The 17,055-nt window shown below is 26.9% G+C and carries 15 protein-coding genes; 2 read left to right on the forward strand and 13 right to left on the reverse strand.

Translation table 11 applies throughout. The features are described from left to right. The first annotated feature begins 38 nt into the window (after nucleotides 1–38). On the forward strand, nucleotides 39–206 hold the full coding sequence (locus tag OW763_RS06810) for a hypothetical protein (protein ID WP_268040330.1): 168 nt from the start codon (nucleotides 39–41) through the stop codon (nucleotides 204–206). 33 nt (nucleotides 207–239) lie between these two features. On the opposite strand, the gene OW763_RS06815 is transcribed toward OW763_RS06810, so the two are convergent. From OW763_RS06815 to OW763_RS06850, 8 genes are all read right to left on the reverse strand, one after another. Continuing rightward, nucleotides 240–1,106 carry a GNAT family N-acetyltransferase gene (locus tag OW763_RS06815; RefSeq protein WP_268040331.1) on the reverse strand — a complete coding sequence of 289 codons (867 nt, stop codon included), beginning with the start codon at nucleotides 1,104–1,106 and terminating at the stop codon, nucleotides 240–242. A 42-nt stretch (nucleotides 1,107–1,148) separates the two neighbouring features. Further along, nucleotides 1,149–2,201, reverse strand: coding sequence for a CotS family spore coat protein (locus tag OW763_RS06820; RefSeq protein ID WP_268040333.1), 1,053 nt, complete (start codon nucleotides 2,199–2,201; stop codon nucleotides 1,149–1,151). Between the two features lie 191 nt (nucleotides 2,202–2,392). Continuing rightward, nucleotides 2,393–4,297, reverse strand: coding sequence for a bifunctional 4-hydroxy-3-methylbut-2-enyl diphosphate reductase/30S ribosomal protein S1 (locus OW763_RS06825; protein WP_268040334.1), 1,905 nt, complete (start codon nucleotides 4,295–4,297; stop codon nucleotides 2,393–2,395). A 21-nt stretch (nucleotides 4,298–4,318) separates the two neighbouring features. Beyond that, nucleotides 4,319–4,975, reverse strand: coding sequence for a (d)CMP kinase (gene cmk, locus OW763_RS06830; protein WP_268040336.1), 657 nt, complete (start codon nucleotides 4,973–4,975; stop codon nucleotides 4,319–4,321). Between the two features lie 96 nt (nucleotides 4,976–5,071). Next, entirely contained in the window at nucleotides 5,072–6,304 is a 1,233-nt protein-coding gene (locus tag OW763_RS06835; RefSeq protein ID WP_268040337.1) for a BaiN/RdsA family NAD(P)/FAD-dependent oxidoreductase, read from the reverse strand. A gap of 144 nt (nucleotides 6,305–6,448) precedes the next feature. Then, entirely contained in the window at nucleotides 6,449–7,324 is an 876-nt protein-coding gene (locus OW763_RS06840) for a MurR/RpiR family transcriptional regulator (RefSeq protein WP_268040338.1), read from the reverse strand. Nucleotides 7,325–7,476: 152 nt separating this feature from the next. Further along, nucleotides 7,477–8,187: a pseudouridine synthase gene (locus OW763_RS06845; protein ID WP_268040339.1), complete on the reverse strand. Its 711-nt coding sequence runs from the start codon at nucleotides 8,185–8,187 to the stop codon at nucleotides 7,477–7,479. Between the two features lie 147 nt (nucleotides 8,188–8,334). Then, nucleotides 8,335–8,688, reverse strand: a complete 354-nt coding sequence (locus tag OW763_RS06850) for an HNH endonuclease (protein ID WP_268040340.1) — start codon at nucleotides 8,686–8,688, stop codon at nucleotides 8,335–8,337. 387 nt (nucleotides 8,689–9,075) lie between these two features. On the opposite strand from OW763_RS06850, the gene OW763_RS06855 reads away from it, so the two are divergent. After that, on the forward strand, nucleotides 9,076–9,234 hold the full coding sequence (locus OW763_RS06855; protein ID WP_268040341.1) for a hypothetical protein: 159 nt from the start codon (nucleotides 9,076–9,078) through the stop codon (nucleotides 9,232–9,234). Between the two features lie 122 nt (nucleotides 9,235–9,356). Here the strand turns inward: OW763_RS06855 and OW763_RS06860 are convergent, their stop codons facing one another. The 5 genes from OW763_RS06860 to OW763_RS06880 form a co-directional block, all read right to left on the reverse strand. Continuing rightward, nucleotides 9,357–10,538: a glycosyltransferase family 4 protein gene (locus tag OW763_RS06860; RefSeq protein WP_268040342.1), complete on the reverse strand. Its 1,182-nt coding sequence runs from the start codon at nucleotides 10,536–10,538 to the stop codon at nucleotides 9,357–9,359. Nucleotides 10,539–10,673: 135 nt separating this feature from the next. Then, on the reverse strand, nucleotides 10,674–11,555 hold the full coding sequence (locus tag OW763_RS06865) for a DMT family transporter (protein ID WP_268040343.1): 882 nt from the start codon (nucleotides 11,553–11,555) through the stop codon (nucleotides 10,674–10,676). A gap of 181 nt (nucleotides 11,556–11,736) precedes the next feature. Continuing rightward, the gene (locus tag OW763_RS06870; protein WP_268040344.1) at nucleotides 11,737–13,167 is read right to left on the reverse strand and encodes a Na+/H+ antiporter NhaC family protein; all 1,431 of its coding nucleotides are present in this window, start codon (nucleotides 13,165–13,167) and stop codon (nucleotides 11,737–11,739) included. Nucleotides 13,168–13,362: 195 nt separating this feature from the next. Continuing rightward, the gene (locus OW763_RS06875) at nucleotides 13,363–14,535 is read right to left on the reverse strand and encodes a MalY/PatB family protein (RefSeq protein WP_268040345.1); all 1,173 of its coding nucleotides are present in this window, start codon (nucleotides 14,533–14,535) and stop codon (nucleotides 13,363–13,365) included. 372 nt (nucleotides 14,536–14,907) lie between these two features. Next, nucleotides 14,908–16,968, reverse strand: coding sequence for a sigma-54 interaction domain-containing protein (locus OW763_RS06880; protein WP_268040346.1), 2,061 nt, complete (start codon nucleotides 16,966–16,968; stop codon nucleotides 14,908–14,910). Between the last annotated feature and the right edge of the window lie 87 nt (nucleotides 16,969–17,055).

Genomic DNA, 17,055 nt, shown 5'->3' on the forward strand with positions numbered 1-17,055 from the left:
GCTGCTATATGGATATACTATAAATAAGGAGTGATTTTATGTATGATGCAAAACAACAAGATGAAAAACAAAATGAAAATTTAAAATTTAATTGTATTGCCGATAGAAGCTACTTTAATAAAATTTCAAATACAAGTATAATCAATCTAAAGTCATCATATATTGCTAATGATAATATTGTAGGCGAAATAACTAATTACAAGTAAAAGAGCATCATTTTGATGCTCTTTTACTTGTAATTAAGTATCTAAACTCCACTTATATACTTCTTTATCTTCATTAAATCCTAAACTTTTATATAATTTCACCGCATTATAATTATCTGAATCCACTTTAATTTTAACAATATTTTTTCTCTTATTATAAATAAAATTAAGCAAATATGTTAAAAAAATTTTACCATATCCATTATTATGATATTCTTTTAAAATACCAAAATTAACTATATAACAAATTCCTTCTTTAACAATTATCTGACCATATCCTATATAACAATTACCTTTTTTTATAAATATAGCTCCATCATCATAATAATAGCTTTGCATTTCATCATAATAAATATCATCAATATTTAATGGCACTCTATCATTTTTTTCAAATATTTTATTTTGTATAATACATCTAAGCTTTTCATCTTTACCTCTTATTAGTTTTTCAAAAGAAATATCAATTGGAATTTCTATATTTATAACTTTATTTAATATATTTGTCATTTCTATTATCCCTTTATGCTTTTTAAATCCAAGTTCTTCTAAAACTTTAAAATTACAATCTTTTTTTTCACATTCATAAATCAATACTGAATATGGTTTTAATATACTTAATAAGTTCTTAAAACCTTCTATTTCATTAATATGTCCTATTATGTTCATAGCACTAATTTCGCAATTTGATTTTGATGTATTCCCTATCCATATATATCCAATATATTCGTAATTATACTTTAGCAATCTTACTTTTTTCCTTAATAAAAATTTTTGAAATGAATTTAATCTATTGTATATCTTAAAATAATCTTTATTTACTCTATTGAATTCATCTTTTAATGCATTCAGTTTTTTAAACTCACCCATATTGTTTTTAGTTAAACTAGTAACCTCATACATAATTTTACCTTCTTATCTATTATAATATTAATTACACGTATACTACTCATACCTCTCTAGGTATTTAATATATTCTTGCAAAAATTTTTCCTGTAATTCACTATTGGCCAATATTTTATTAAGTTTTTGAATATATTTATATTCATTCCAATTTTTATGTTTTATATATCGTTTTCTACCTATTTTCCAAAATTTATGAGGAAATATTATTATTGCTAATATAATTTCAAGTTCATTTTTTGATAATTTATTTACAGAACTATAAGCTTCAATTATTTTTTTAGCTTTTTCAAATTCCCATCTATAGCTAGATTTACTCATTAACCTTCTTATAAACTTTGCTAAATCATTTACTTGTAAATCAACTACTATACTATCTAAATCAATTATATAATATTCATTATTCTTGTTTATTATATTTTGATAGTAAAAGCTATCATGACATATAGTGTTCTCTATGCTTGCTTTTTGTGATAATCTATAATATTCAGAATCATTTAATATTCTTAAAGTAATTATACCTCTATTATAGAATTCATCTATATTTTTTAGATATATCAAATCAAAGTTATTCTTTATCATTCTCTTAGATATAAATTGTTTGTACTTATCAAAATCATATAATTTATTTTTATATATTTGAGGCAAATTTTTTAAATTATTTTGTATTTTAAGTTTTCCTGGTTCTATTTTTGCTGCTTTATGAAACCGTGCTAAAAGTTTTGCACAATTAGTAGCTTCACTAATCTTATTAAAATCACATTCATCACCATCAATCCACTCTGTAGCATAGAAAAAAAATCGTTTATATTTAACAAACATATTATAATTTTTAGTTTTAATATATTTTGCAGTATTGAAAAAATTATTTTTTGCTAGTTCTTCAACTAAAATTCTTCCATTTTCAGCTTTGTATTTACCATGTTTAAACCTTTTTAAACAAATATTACCCTCATTAGTTTTGACCTTATAAGCACTCCTTGCTTTTTTTAAACTTACAACCTCAAAATCATATCTATCTAAAACTCTTTTTATAATAACACTCTCTTTTTCAGAAATGTCATAATTATATTTGACAGTTCTAGCATTCTTCACGGAATCTTCCCCCTATATTTCTACTAATAAATTATATATTACACTTTACGAAAATATTACTAGAACTATATTATATTTATTTAATATAATTGAAAAATATATGCTAAATTTAAGACCATAAATATAGAAGTTTTCTATACTTATGGTCTTATTGTATTATTCATTGAATTTAAAATAAATATTATTTAATACTATTCTACTTCTTTTATACTTAAACTAATTTTCTTTTGTTCTTTATCTACATTTAATATTTTAGCCTTAATTTCTTCTCCAATTTGTAACATATCACTTGGCTTATCTATTCTTTTGTGACTTATTTCAGAAACATGCACTAATCCATCAACACCAGGTTCTAATTCCACGAATGCTCCAAAATCGGCAAAACGCACAATTTTACCCAGCACGACATTTCCATTTGGATATTTTTCATCAACATTATCCCATGGATTTTGTATTAATTTTTTAATACTTAAAGATAATTTTTTATTTTCTTTATCCGCATCTAAAATATAAACTTTTATTTTATCATTTATATTTAATACATTTTTAGGTCTTTCAATTCTTCCCCATGATATTTCTGACACATGAAGCAACCCATCAACACCGTTTACATCAACAAAAGCACCAAAATTAGTTAACCTTTTTACTTTTCCTTCTATTATTTGACCTTTTTCAATTGTTTCCCAAGCTTTTTCTTCTTTTTCTTGTTTTTCTTTTAATAATATTTCTCTTCTTGAAGCTACTATTCTAGTTCCCCTTTTTTGTACTTTATACTCAATTACATTTGTCTCAAAAATTTGCCCAATATACTTATCTAATTTTTCCACATGGAATAGTTCTATATGTGAAGCTGGTACAAATACTCTTACACCTCTATATCTTCCTATCAATCCACCTTTAACAACTTCACTAATAGATATTTTTAAAATATCTTTATTTTCAAAAGCTTTTTTTAACTCTTTATAAGCCAATTCTCTCTCGATTTCAATTTTAGATAAAACCACATATCCATCATCATTTCTTAAACTTATTATTTTAACTTCTATTTCATCTCCATCTTTTAACATATCAGTTAACTTTACATCTTGCGCTTTAGTAACTTCTTTTAAAGGAAGAATTCCATCTTTTTTATACTTAATGTCTACAAATGCTTCTTTTTCATTTAAAGAAATAATTTTACCTTTTACTGTATCACCAACAGCAATCTGAACATCATTTTGTTCCATATAAGCTAATTGCTCATTACCTTGTAAATCTTTGTTTTCACTCATTTTTATTATTGCCTCCTTTATAATCCAATCAGGTGTAGAAGCTCCAGCTGTAACACCTATATTTATACTGGTTTTTATTATTTCATCAGGAATTTGCCCTGCATTTTCAACATGAATGGTATTACTACAATTTTCTTTACATATCTCAAATAATTTTGTTGTATTAGAACTATGGTACCCACCTATGACAACCATAGTATCTACCTTTTTCGAAATATCATAAGCAGCTTTTTGTCTGATTTGAGTGGCATTGCAAATAGTATTAAAACTTACAATTTCCTTTGATTTTTGCTCTACTACTTTTAATACTTTTTTCCAATTTTCTTGTTTCTCAGTAGTTTGTGCTACTACACATACTTTATTGGGAGTTTCATCTATATTTGAACCATCTTTAGATATTATAGCGCAATTATTACACCAGCCATCAATACCTATTACTTCTGGATGCTTAAAATCCCCAACTATTATTGTACCATATCCTAGTTTATAGTATTTTTTTACTTTTTCATGAATATTAGATACATGAGGACATGTTGCATCTGCCACTATTAACTTTTTTTTCTCCAAAGTCTCTATAATTTCAGGCGATACGCCATGAGATCTTATTATAACTATATTACCTTCATTTAACTGATCTAATTCATTTATTTCAATAGGATATATATCTTTAGATTTTAAATATTCCACAACATCATTATTATGAATTAATGGACCTAAAGTATATATTGGTTTATTATATTTTTCCTTATATTTCAATACTTTTTCTACAGCTCTTTTAACCCCAAAACAAAAACCAGCTTTATCTGCTAATACAATATTCTTCATAATATCACTACCTTTGCCTTGTTATGATATTTTGCTCTGTATACATGAACAAATTTTATTTACAACATCTTCAATACTCATATTTGTAGAATCTATTTCAATGGCATCCTCAGCTTTCTTTAAAGGATTAATTTTTCTAGTGGAATCTATATAATCTCTTTTCTTTATCTCTTCTAATATATTTTCATAATTAACATCTACGTTTTTTAAAACCAATTCTTTATAACGTCTTTTTGCCCTTTCTTCTGCAGAAGCAGTCAAAAAAAATTTAAAAGATGCATATTTTAATACAAAAGTACCAATATCTCTTCCATCCATAATTACATTATATTTTTGAGATATCTTTCTTTGAATCTGGACTAACTTTTTTCTTACTTCTAAAACAGCCGCATAATTTGATACATTATTAGATATTTCAGGCATTGTAAGCTTATCACTTACATTCTCCTCATTAACAATTAAATCATTATTTTCAAAATGCATTTCCATATTATCTATAAGCTCACACAAACTTTCTATATCATTAAAAGCTATTCCTTTTTCCATAGCTTTTAACGTAACTGCTCTATACATTGATCCAGTATTTATGTACATGAGATTAAATCTTTCACTAACCATTTTAGCAATAGTACTTTTACCCGCTCCCGCTGGTCCATCAATTGCAACCGAAATTTTCAATTTACTACCCCTTTCTAGCAATCTTCCTAGCCGTTTTAGTGCTTTCTAACACACACATTATATATTCGAGAAAAAACAATAAAATCCTTTATAAAATTAATTTTCAACCTTTCCCACATGAATACCAGCTAAATATCCTGTTGATAAAGCTATCTGCAAGTTATATCCACCTGTAACTGCATCTACATCTATCATTTCTCCAGCAAAATATAGATTATCTACTACTTTTGATTTCATAGTGGAAGGATCTATTTCTTTTACGTCTACTCCTCCAGCTGTAACTATAGCTTCATCTATAGATCTTAGTCCCTTTATACTCAACTCAAAATTTTGCAATAAATCAATCAAATTTCTTCTTTCTTCTCTAGTAATAGAATTAACTTTTTTATTTTCATCAATACCACTTAATTCAATTACTTTATCTATAATTTTTTTAGGTAATAAATCATTAAGTGCATTTTTAAAATCTTTGTTACAATATTTATTAAAATCTTTTTGAATTCGTTTATCTAGTTCTTCAAAACTTAAAGCAGGCTTTAAATTAATTACCGCTTTAAGATTTGGTTTTGAATTAACAATTCTACTTCCACTTAATACAACTGGACCTGAAATACCAAAATGAGTAAATATCATCTCACCAAAAGCTGTATAAAAAATTTTATTTTTTTCACCTTTTATTGAAAATTCTATATTTCTTAAAGATAATCCTTGAAGTTCTTTTATCCACGTTTCTTTTACTTCTATTGGAACCAAAGAAGGTTTGGGTTTAATAACATTGTGACCAACTTTTTTAGCAAAATCTAATCCCTCACCTGTTGATCCAGTTTGGGGATAGGATAAACCTCCAGTAGCAAATATAAAATAATCTCCTTTTATTTCTTTATCATTATCTACAATAACTTTGATTATTTTATTATCTTTACTAATTATTTCCTTGATTTTAGAATTTAGCATTATATCAACATTTTTTGTTTGCAATGCTCTTTCAAAAGCTTTAATTATATCAGATGACTTGTCTGATTCAGGAAATATTCTATCTCCTCGTTCAACTTTTAATTTAACACCGAGTTTTCCAAAAAACTCCTTTGTATTTTCATTAGTAAAAGAATATAAACTACTATAAAGGAAATTAGGATTTCCATGTATGTTTTCAAAAAATTCACTTATATCTTTGTTATTCGTGATATTGCATCTACCTTTACCAGTAATAAATAGTTTTTTTCCAAGTTTCTCATTCTTTTCTATAAGAGTAACTTTATAATTTTCAGCAGCATAAATTGCTGCCATCATTCCCGCTGGTCCTCCGCCAATAACTACAACTTTTTTCATAAGTTCACCTCTTAATTATTCTCAATTATAAACAGTGAATAAAAACTTAGTCCTATATATTTCATAAACTAAATTCTTATAAATATAAAACAAAGCAAGAATTTGTAAAATATATTTAACTAATTCTTGCTTTTAAATAATATCCTATTCTTCTTTTTTATGAGAAAAAACATGATATTCTTCCCAAATCGATTCTAATTCTTTAAACATACCTGATATTTTTTCTTTTTCCCTTAATCCAACAGCAACTATTAAAGCATTTATTACACTAAGCGGTGCAACTAAAGAATCCACAAAAGAAGCCATATTGCTTTGTGCTATCAATGTATATTCAGCCTTTGTTGCTAAAGGAGATAATAAACTATCTGTTATTGCAACTACTTTTGCTCCTCTGCTACGTGCAAAATCTAATGTTTGTATAGTACCAGAAGAATAACGTGGGAAACCAATACCAATTAATAAATCATCTTTATCTATATTTATGATTTGTTCAAAAACATCACTGATACCATGTTTAACAACTCTAACATTATCTAACATTACATTTAAATAAAAACCTAAAAATTCAGATAATGCTGTTGAACTTCTAAGCCCAATAATATAAATATTTTTAGCTCTAAAAATACTGTTAACTACCTCTTCAAAATCTTTATGATTAATTTTTTCTAAAGTAGATCTTATATTTTCCATATCAGCTTTTAATACACCTTTTAAAGCATTTTCTTGATTTATAAGATTATTAGATAGTTCAATTCTTTGCACTGTTGTTAATTTATTTTTAATCAAATCATGTAAAGCTTTTTGAAGTTTTGGGTATCCACTAAATCCAAGTTCATTTGCAAATCTAACAACCGTTGATTCGCTTACTCCAACACTTGTTCCTAATTTTGCAGCTGTCATAAATGCTGCCTTATCATAATGTTTTAATATATATTCAGCAATCAACTTTTGACCTTTGCTCAACCTTGGAAATTTCATTTGTATAGTTCGCATCAAATCTTGTTGGTTATTTTCATCCATAGTTTTTTCAATCCTTTCTTTCTTGATTACAGAAAAATGAAATTTTTATTTCATTTTAACATCAATTAAAATAATGCGCAATACAAAATTCATCTAATTCACTATAATATATACCATTAATATTAATATATTACAATTTCACTTTGTTTATATTATAAATTTTGTAAATAGTCTATTTCCTTTTCATCTAGATGTCTCCATTCACCTATTTTTAATTCTTCTAATTTAATTTTACCTATGGAAATTCTCTTTAAGCTAATTACTAAGTGTCCTATTTTCTCACACATACGTCTTATCTGCCTATTTTTACCTTCATGAATAGTAATTTTAACTACACAACTATCATTAAGTTTTTTTATAATTTTAAAATCAGCTTTAGATGTTATATAACCATCTATATCAATTCCATTACAAAATGTAGATATTTTATCTTCTGTAGGAATTCCTTTTATTTTAGCAATATACACCTTATTAATTTGTTGTCTCGGATGAATTACCTTATTATATATATTTCCATCATTCGTTAGCAAAATCAAACCAGAGGTATTATAATCTAATCTTCCAATTGGATAAATCCTCTCATTTACTTTAACTATATCTAACAAAGTTTTTCTTCCTTTTTCATCCTTTACAGTAGAAACATATCCTTCTGGTTTATTCAGTACAACATAAATTTTATTTTCTTCTAATTGAATTAATTTTGAATCAACATATATATTATCTTTTTCTGGATCTACTTTAAACCCTAACTCCTTTATAATCACATTGTTGGCCTTAACTCTTTCTTGTAAAATAATTTCCTCGCATTTTCTTCTAGAGGCAACTCCACATGCTGCCATATACTTTTGAAGTCTTTCTTTCACTGTTATCACCTACACTATTTAATTTATGCATCTATTATATATATATTTGTTAGTTTAATCAATTCACTATTTAATTTATAAAATACAAATATAAAAATATATCTAATTTTTATAATAAAATTCAATTATACTAAAAAAGCAGAAATATTATTCGTATATTCTTCCGCCCATAATTCTTTTTATTATATCATTTTTTCTATAACCTAATTTATATTTTTTTATCTGAGTCAATAATATGTTTGATTGTCTTGGATTAATATTTAATAATTTTATTAATTCGCTCATACTATAAAAGTCTTTTGTAAGAATATTTTTTAATTCATTTTGAAACTTTAGTTTATATTTTAAATCTATCTTTCTATTTTTGTGTGGACCTTCTATTCCCCTGTGATGTTCGAAGCACAAGTATACATAATTTAAAGGAATATCTATTCCACCTTGATTTTTATACACTATGTGATGCTTTTCTGCTGTTTTACCACATACAATACATTTTTCCACTCCACTTCACTCCCAGTTAAATATAACAAGACCTTAATTGTAGTAAACGTTATCAAAAATAGTTTTTGTTAAAACATACTACTTAAAACAAAATATCCTAAAGCAAACCCACCGCCACCACAACAAACTATATATAAAATTATTTTCAAAACATTTTTATTCATATTATTACCTCCTCAATATATCCTTATGAACTACTTAATTCATTTAGTAATTTAATATACTCTAGTTCAATATCATCTATTTGAACTTTATTTCCTCTTTTTAAAAGATATTTATTATAATTCATACAATTTTATAAAGCATTTATAAACTGATACATAGTAACCCTTATAAATAGGAATATTATATTTGTATAATAATTATTATAATAAAAGGAGAAATGTAATGGGCAAGAAAACTCAACCTAAAAAAGCAACTAAAAAAAATAATGATAATAGGTCAAATATTCTAAATCCAAATTCTACAAGCTATGAAATGGCCCAAGAAGGATTAATTACTCAAATTAATCCTTCTAATAATAAAACAAAAAATAATAAATCCTAAAATCACCTCTAAATTATCTTGTAAAAACCCTGTATTATAAAAAATATAGGGTTTTTCTATATATTATATCAATTCTTTTTAAAATTAAAGCTCTGCTTTTGCAGAGTTTTAATTAATATTCTCTATGAATATCGTTGCATGCTATATGCTTTTTTTATTACCTTATTATAAACCGCTTCTACATGCTTTCCAAAGCATACAGAAGATAAATTTTCTACATATTCATAAGCTTTTTTAGACATTTTATAGGCTTTATCTTTATTCATTATAATATCAAATAAAATATTAGCTAGTTCATACTGCTCATTGAATATTCTTCCATTAACCTTATCCTCTATTACCCCATCTAAATTTCTATCATACTTCGCTACTACTGGGATTCCTGCTGCCATAGCTTCTATAAATGTTATCCCTTGAGTCTCTGTTTTAGAAGCGCTTACAAACACATCTCCCATTTTATAGTATTTCCCAATTTCATTCCAATTTTTTTCTCCTGTAAATATTACTGAATTATCAATACCTATGCTCTTAGCTAAAATGTCCAAATTATTTTTTTCTGGTCCATCTCCTACAATTAATAACTTTACATCAGGTATTCTTTTAACAAGTTTAAACATACTGTTTATAATTATATCTATGCTTTTTTCCTTAGCTACCCTTCCTATATATAATACAACAGGTTGTTCCTTTTCTATACCTAAAGATTTTTTCATATTAATAATTGTATTATAATCATAGTTATCTTTTTTAAAAGATTCTAAATCTATTCCTGTAGGTATAACCTCTATTTCATTATTTACTCCATAATTCATTAATATATCTCTCACCTTTTTACTAGGTACTATTACGCTATTGCACCCATTACAGTACAGTTTACTAGCTTTCTTTGCAAAGTTTGAAGCTGGTTTTAGCATGACCCCTCTTGAAATATAATGAACATAGTCCTCATACATTGTATGATACGTATGTATAACTGGAATCCCTAGCCTATTAGCTACAATTCTTCCAAATAAACCAATACTAAATTCAGTTTGAGTATGTATTATATCCAAATTTAATTTTTTAATTTTATTCATAATTTTATGTGAGTATATTGCTCCTATTCTCTGTTCTTTCCAAGGTAAAAATGGTATACTAGGTAATCTTATAACATCAGAATTGTCTACATCTATATCTGGATATGCAACTGTTACAATAGTAACATTATGTCCAAGCTTATCCAATTCATTTTTTAAGATTGTAGTGGAAGTAACCACTCCACTTATTTGTGGATAATATGAATCTGTAAAAATTCCAATATTCATAATAATTCTCCTCTATATGTATATAATTCAATTTCACATATTATTTTGCCTAAACAAGTTTAAAACATACTAAAAAATCAAAAATATGTTAAATTTCATATATAATAGAGGATTATTTTAATTAAAACAACACACCTAATTAGATTTTTGACAAATATAAACTCCTATAATAATAAGTCCCGCGGCAAATATTTTCATAATAGTTACAGTTTCTTTTAATATTATAACTGAAAGTATTATTGAAAACACAGGAACTAAATTTATAAAAATAGAAGTTTTACTAGGTCCTATTTGTTTTATAGCCATCTGCTGAACAAAATATCCTATTACAGATGCAAATATACTCATATATACAACTGCAGCATAAGCATAATAAGGAACATTACTTAATGATGATATAGGATTTTCATATATCACAAATGGGACTAAAAACAATGTGCAAAAAAGGAAACTATAAAAAGTTAAGACAATCGGTGAATATAGCGGCATAACTTTTTTACTATAAACTGCATATGATGCCCAACATAATACCGCTAAAAGCATAATAAGATCTCCCTTATTTAAATTAATATTTCCTAAACTTGACAAATCACCATTTGTTATGGTTAAAAATACTCCTGTAAAAGAAATAATAATTCCTATAAATCTTTTAAAACTAATTTTTTCCCTAAGAAATAAAAAACATAAAATAGTAGTTATTATAGGATTAGAAGCACCTATTATTGAGGAATTAATAGCAGTAGTGTATTTAACCGATGTAAAAAAGAAAATATGGTATCCAACCATCCCTACTATTCCTGTAAATAAAAATACAGGTATATCCTTTTTCTTTAGCTTATATAAACTTTTTTCTTTAATCAAAATCACCACATATAATACTAGTGTAGCTATCAAAAATCTAAGAAACGTTAGTGTAAAAGCTGGGATATATGGCGAAGAAAGTTTCGCTGCAATGAATGCTCCTGCCCAAAATAATGCAGTAAGCACCATTAAAAAATAGATTTTACCATCTTTCATTAAAGCACCTCCTAATTAATGTTAAATTTTATCTCTAATCTATTATATATTAGACAAAAAAACTCAATATCCTTCAAAAAATGAAAATTAAAACAGGGATTACAAATTTTAAATTTGTAATCCCTTATAATACATAATTTTAAATCTATAATTTGATTAACCTAAAAATTACATTCAACTATTAAAATACAAATCCTGCAACAAGATATAATACAAATGCAACTGCTGCATTTAATAAAGCATAAGGGACTTGAGTTTTTACGTGATCAATATGATCCGTCGCTGCAGCCATAGATGAAAGAATTGTTGTATCAGATATTGGTGAACAGTGATCACCCATAATAGCCCCTGAGATTACTGCTCCTACCGCTATATACAAATTAGCATCCATTGCAACTGCCATCTGAATACCTATAGGCATCATAAGTGCAAATGTTCCCCAACTAGTACCAGTAGAAAATGCAATAACAGCTCCCATTAAGAAAATAAGTGCAGGTCCATATGCACCATGTATATTTCCTTTTACTAAACCAGCCATATACGATCCTGTTCCTAAATCTCCAATAACATTTCCTATTGCAATAGAGCATATTAAGATTATAACAACTGAAATCATTGATCCTATGCCTTTGTAAACGTATCCCATAAATTCATCTAATTTCATTATATTCTGTGCTCTATAATATATTGCTGCAAAAGTTAAAGATGCTAATACAGCCCAAAATACTGAAGTTGATCCCGATCCATTAAATATACTACCATCTCCAGTAATATACAAACCTATAGGCATCATACCAATAAGAACAGCTAATGGTAAAAGCATATTTTTTGCACTAGCCTTAACGCCTTTTTTAGTTTCTACTTCTGTAGCTTCTATATCTACAACAGGCATTGCTCCATCCCTCATTAATTTTCCTGTTGTCATAACTCTTTCTTCTGCTTTTTTCATTGGACCCCAATCTTTACCTGTAAGTATATAGAAAGGTACCGCTAAAACAGCTATTATTGAATAAAAGTTAAAAGGAATACTTTTTATAAGTATTGAAGTAGGATTTCCTGAAATCACACCATTTGACACTTGAACTGCAATTAATCCCATTAATGTAGCTCCCCAAGCATTAAGCGGTATCAAAGAACAAATTGGAGCTGATGTAGAATCACATATATATGCAAGTTTTTCTCTAGATACCTTAAATTTGTCTGTTAATGGTCTTGCTACAGTTCCTGAAGTAAGAATAGTTATTGATGATTCTATGAAAACAACAACCCCTATAAAAAATGCTAAAAGTTGAGCTGCTTTCTTATTTTTAATTATCTTATTTTTTTCTGTTAAATAGTCTACAAAGCCTTCAACTCCACCTGATACTTGAACAAGTGTTATTATAGAACCTACTAATAGTGAAAATAACACCGTCTTAGTAACCCATCCTTCTGCAAATACATCTATAATTCTACTAAGAGAAGAAGTCAGTGAAGGGAAAAATACCCACCCTTTAATAATTAATTCACCGACCATAATACCAGCAAAAAGAGATAAGAAAACTTGTCTAGTAATAACTGCTAAAATAATTGCTAACACTGGTGGTAATAAACTCATTATTCCAAATTCCATAATTAATACCTCCTAAATATATATACCTATTTACTAAAATATAAAAATCATTTGTAATTAAAAGTGCTTAATAATTTAGTTACTATACTGGGTTTAGTTTACTAAACTCAGTATAAGTAGCTAGCTTTATTATATTTAAATATTTTTTCACAATAATCATATCTTTGATTCTTTATTTCTAATGTAAATATGTGATTATAAACGATTAACAGCATTCTCTATTCTCTTTAATCCTTCTTCTAATGTCGCTCTTGGACAAGCAATATTGATTCTTGCAAACCCTTCACCTTCTGGTCCAAACCAATATCCATGATCCAAAGCAACTTTAGCTTCTTTAATCATAAAATCACCTAATTCTTCTTTACTCATACCTAGTTCGTGACAATCTAACCAAACAAGATATGTTCCTTCTGTTTTATTTACTTTTATTTTAGGGATTCTTTCCTCACAATATTCAGTTAAAAACTCTAAATTTCCTTCAAGATAATCTAGTAACTGTTCAAGCCATTCTTCTCCCTCAGTATAAGCAGTTTCAGTAGCTACTGCTCCAAAACAGTTATCTCTGCGAATATCTAGTGCTCCTAATGCTAAACTAAATTTATCATAGTATTCTTTATTAGGTATTGAAAGCAATGCAGATTGTAAACCAGCTATATTAAATGTTTTACTTGGTGCAAAACAAGTTATTGAGTTTTGTGCAAATTCTTCAGATATAGATGCAAAAGGAATATGTTTATGTCCTTTGTATACAAGGTCCGCATGAATTTCATCACTAACAACCATAATATTATGTTTCATACATATTTCTCCAAGTTTAACCAACTCTTCCTTTGACCAAACTCTTCCTATAGGATTATGCGGACTACAAAGAATCATCATCTTAACGTTTTCATCAATTTTACTTTCTAAATCTTCATAATCCATAACATATTTTTCATTTTCAAATTTTACTGAATTACAAATTAATTCTCTATTATTATCTCTTACTACATCGAAGAACGGATAATATACTGGTGTTTGTATAATTATTTTATCTCCTGGTTTAGTAAATTCTTTTACAATTATGCTTAATGCCGGAACAACACCTGGACTGTGAATTACCCAATCTTTTTCTATTTTCCATTCATGACGTTTTTCCATCCAACTACATACAGCTTCTTTATAACTATCAGACATTTTTGTATATCCAAATATACCATGTTCTGCTCTTTCCTTAAGTGCATCAATAATAGGTTGTGCTATTCTGAAATCCATATCGGCAACCCACATAGGTAAAACATCTTTTGTGCCAAACTTCATTTCAACCTCATCCCATTTTGCTGTATTTGTACCAATTCTATTTATAACCTTATCAAAATCGTATTTCATTTTAAGCCTCCATAATAAATGTAATTTTTTGATAAATAATGTAGCTTTCACAAACATATTATTTATTATTAATAATTCACCTCCCACACACTTCATATTTATACGTGTTGTGAAAATCTAAAACTTGAAAACGTTTTGTTATTATTTAAAGCAAATACTGTGCCAATTTTATTTTTACACAAAAGCCACTGTTTCGTCACAATTTGTACATATTTTCTCATAATTAATAGGTTAAATATAACCCATTTAAACCCTTTAAACCCTTTTGGCTATAATTATAATATCTTTTACTAAATAAAAAATCCCAACGTATAATAACGTAAGGATTTTTCAATATTATTTCTAAGTACCTTATAATTCATGATTTACATATTACAAATTTTTCACTACTTTTAGACCAAATTCTGTTATTTCTGTTCCACCTCTTCCTCTTGATATTGAAACCATTCCATAACTTTGTAGCTCATTTAATATTGTTCTAATTTCTTGTTCCGATAAGAAAACTCCTTTTAGCTTAGCATTATCAGCAAGACTTCTTCTACCTATTCTTAATTTATTTTTATAACTTTCTTCTAAATTTTTTAAAATAAATATGTATTTTTCGATTTTATTTCCAACATTCATCTTAAATCTTTTCAAAGTATTTTCTTCAAAATCACTCAAAGAACTTATATTATCTATATAATTAATACACTCACAATTAAAAGGAAGCTCCTCTACATCTATCTCTTTTTTCTCAAGATGTGCAAGATATTCAATATAATTTCTCAGTTCTCTTACATTTCCTTCCCATCTATATTTCAAAAAAGCATTAGTAGCTTGATTAGATAATTTAAAATCTATATTAAGTTCTTTTTTTATCTCATCCACTAGCAATAAAATATCTTCTTTTCTTTCTCTTAATGGAATAAGATTCAATGGCAAAACATTTAACCTAAAATACAAATCTTGTCTAAAATCACCTTTATTAACTAACTCTTTTAAATTTCTATTTGTTGCAGCAATTATTCTAACATCTACATGAATTACTCTATCACCACCGATTCTCATTACTTCTCTTTCTTGAATGGCTCTTAACAACCTTGCTTGTAAACTTAATTCCATCTCTCCTATTTCATCAAGAAACAGAGTTCCCATATGAGCTAATTCAAAAAGACCCAATTTTCCACCTTTTCTAGCACCTGTAAAAGCTCCTTCTTCATATCCAAAAAGCTCACTTTCAAGCAAACTTTCAGGTAATGCCGCACAGTTTACCGCTACAAATTGATACTCTTTTCTATTTGAACTATTATGAATTGCTTGAGCAAATAATTCCTTTCCTGTTCCTGTTTCTCCTCTAATTAATATAGAAGAATCTGATTTAGCCATTCTTTTTGCAATATCTTTTACTTTATTCATAACTTCACTTTCCCCTATTATATCTTGAAAGGAATATTTTGCTATATGTCCTTTTCCTAAAAGCTGTGATCTAAGTTTATGCTGTTCTTTTTCCGCATCACTAAATCTTTTAATTATTGCAGCTGCACCATAAAGATTTCTATCACTAGTTATAGGATCAACATTGACAGATATTGCACAACCATTAATTTTTACCAACTTTTGTTTGATAGATTTTGATTTATATAAAACCTGTTCAAAAGGTAACTGCGGAATTAATTCTTTAACGTGCTTTCCTAGTACCTCTTCCTTTTTTAATCCTATTATGCTTTCAGCACTTTCATTGTAAAAATATACTATTCCTTCTAAATCCACCCCTATTATTCCCTCTTCCAAACCTTGAAGTAAAATACTAAATTGGCTTTCAAGTCTATTAGTCAATCTCATTAATTTTTCTACACCATATCTATTAGTTACAATACTTTTAAAATATCTTTGTATTTTATGTTTTTTTAGTAAATCATCTAAATCGAGCTTTACAGCAATATCTATGATAGTATTTATATCTAATACTCTATGTCCTATATCTATGACTTGTTTTACATTTTTAGGTACATATCTAGATTCACCTGGTGTTATTGCAATATCCAAATCTGGTATTTCGTCTATTCTAGGATAAACAGGTATAAATTCTACATGGTTTACTCCCAATTGATAAATTAGAGATATAGTTTCTACTGCCATCTCTAAACTTAAATTTACAAGCATGACTTTTTTATCTTTAGGTATTTCCGTTATTTTCTCAAGTCCTATTTTAGATAAAGTTATGCTGGTTATAATTATTTCACAATCATCTTTTATATATTTCTTCACAGTTCCATAAATAGAATCTGTTGATATCACTACTATATCTGTATCAATTGTTCCTTTAATACTATTATTATCTAAAGAATATTTTTCAACAATCATGTGTTCTCCAAATAATTCTTGTAATTGTTTACAGTAAAAGGCTGCAACAGCAGAAGACAAAGTCACAACTGCAATTTTCTTTTTCATAAGTAATTCACTCCTTATATAATACCTGTGTGCATTAATCTTTATTTAACTAATTTTAATTATAGTATATCAGAATATTAAAATTAA

The sequence above is a fragment of the Clostridium aestuarii genome, from assembly GCF_026735135.1.
Classification (GTDB): Bacteria; Bacillota; Clostridia; order Clostridiales; family Clostridiaceae; genus Clostridium_H; species Clostridium_H aestuarii.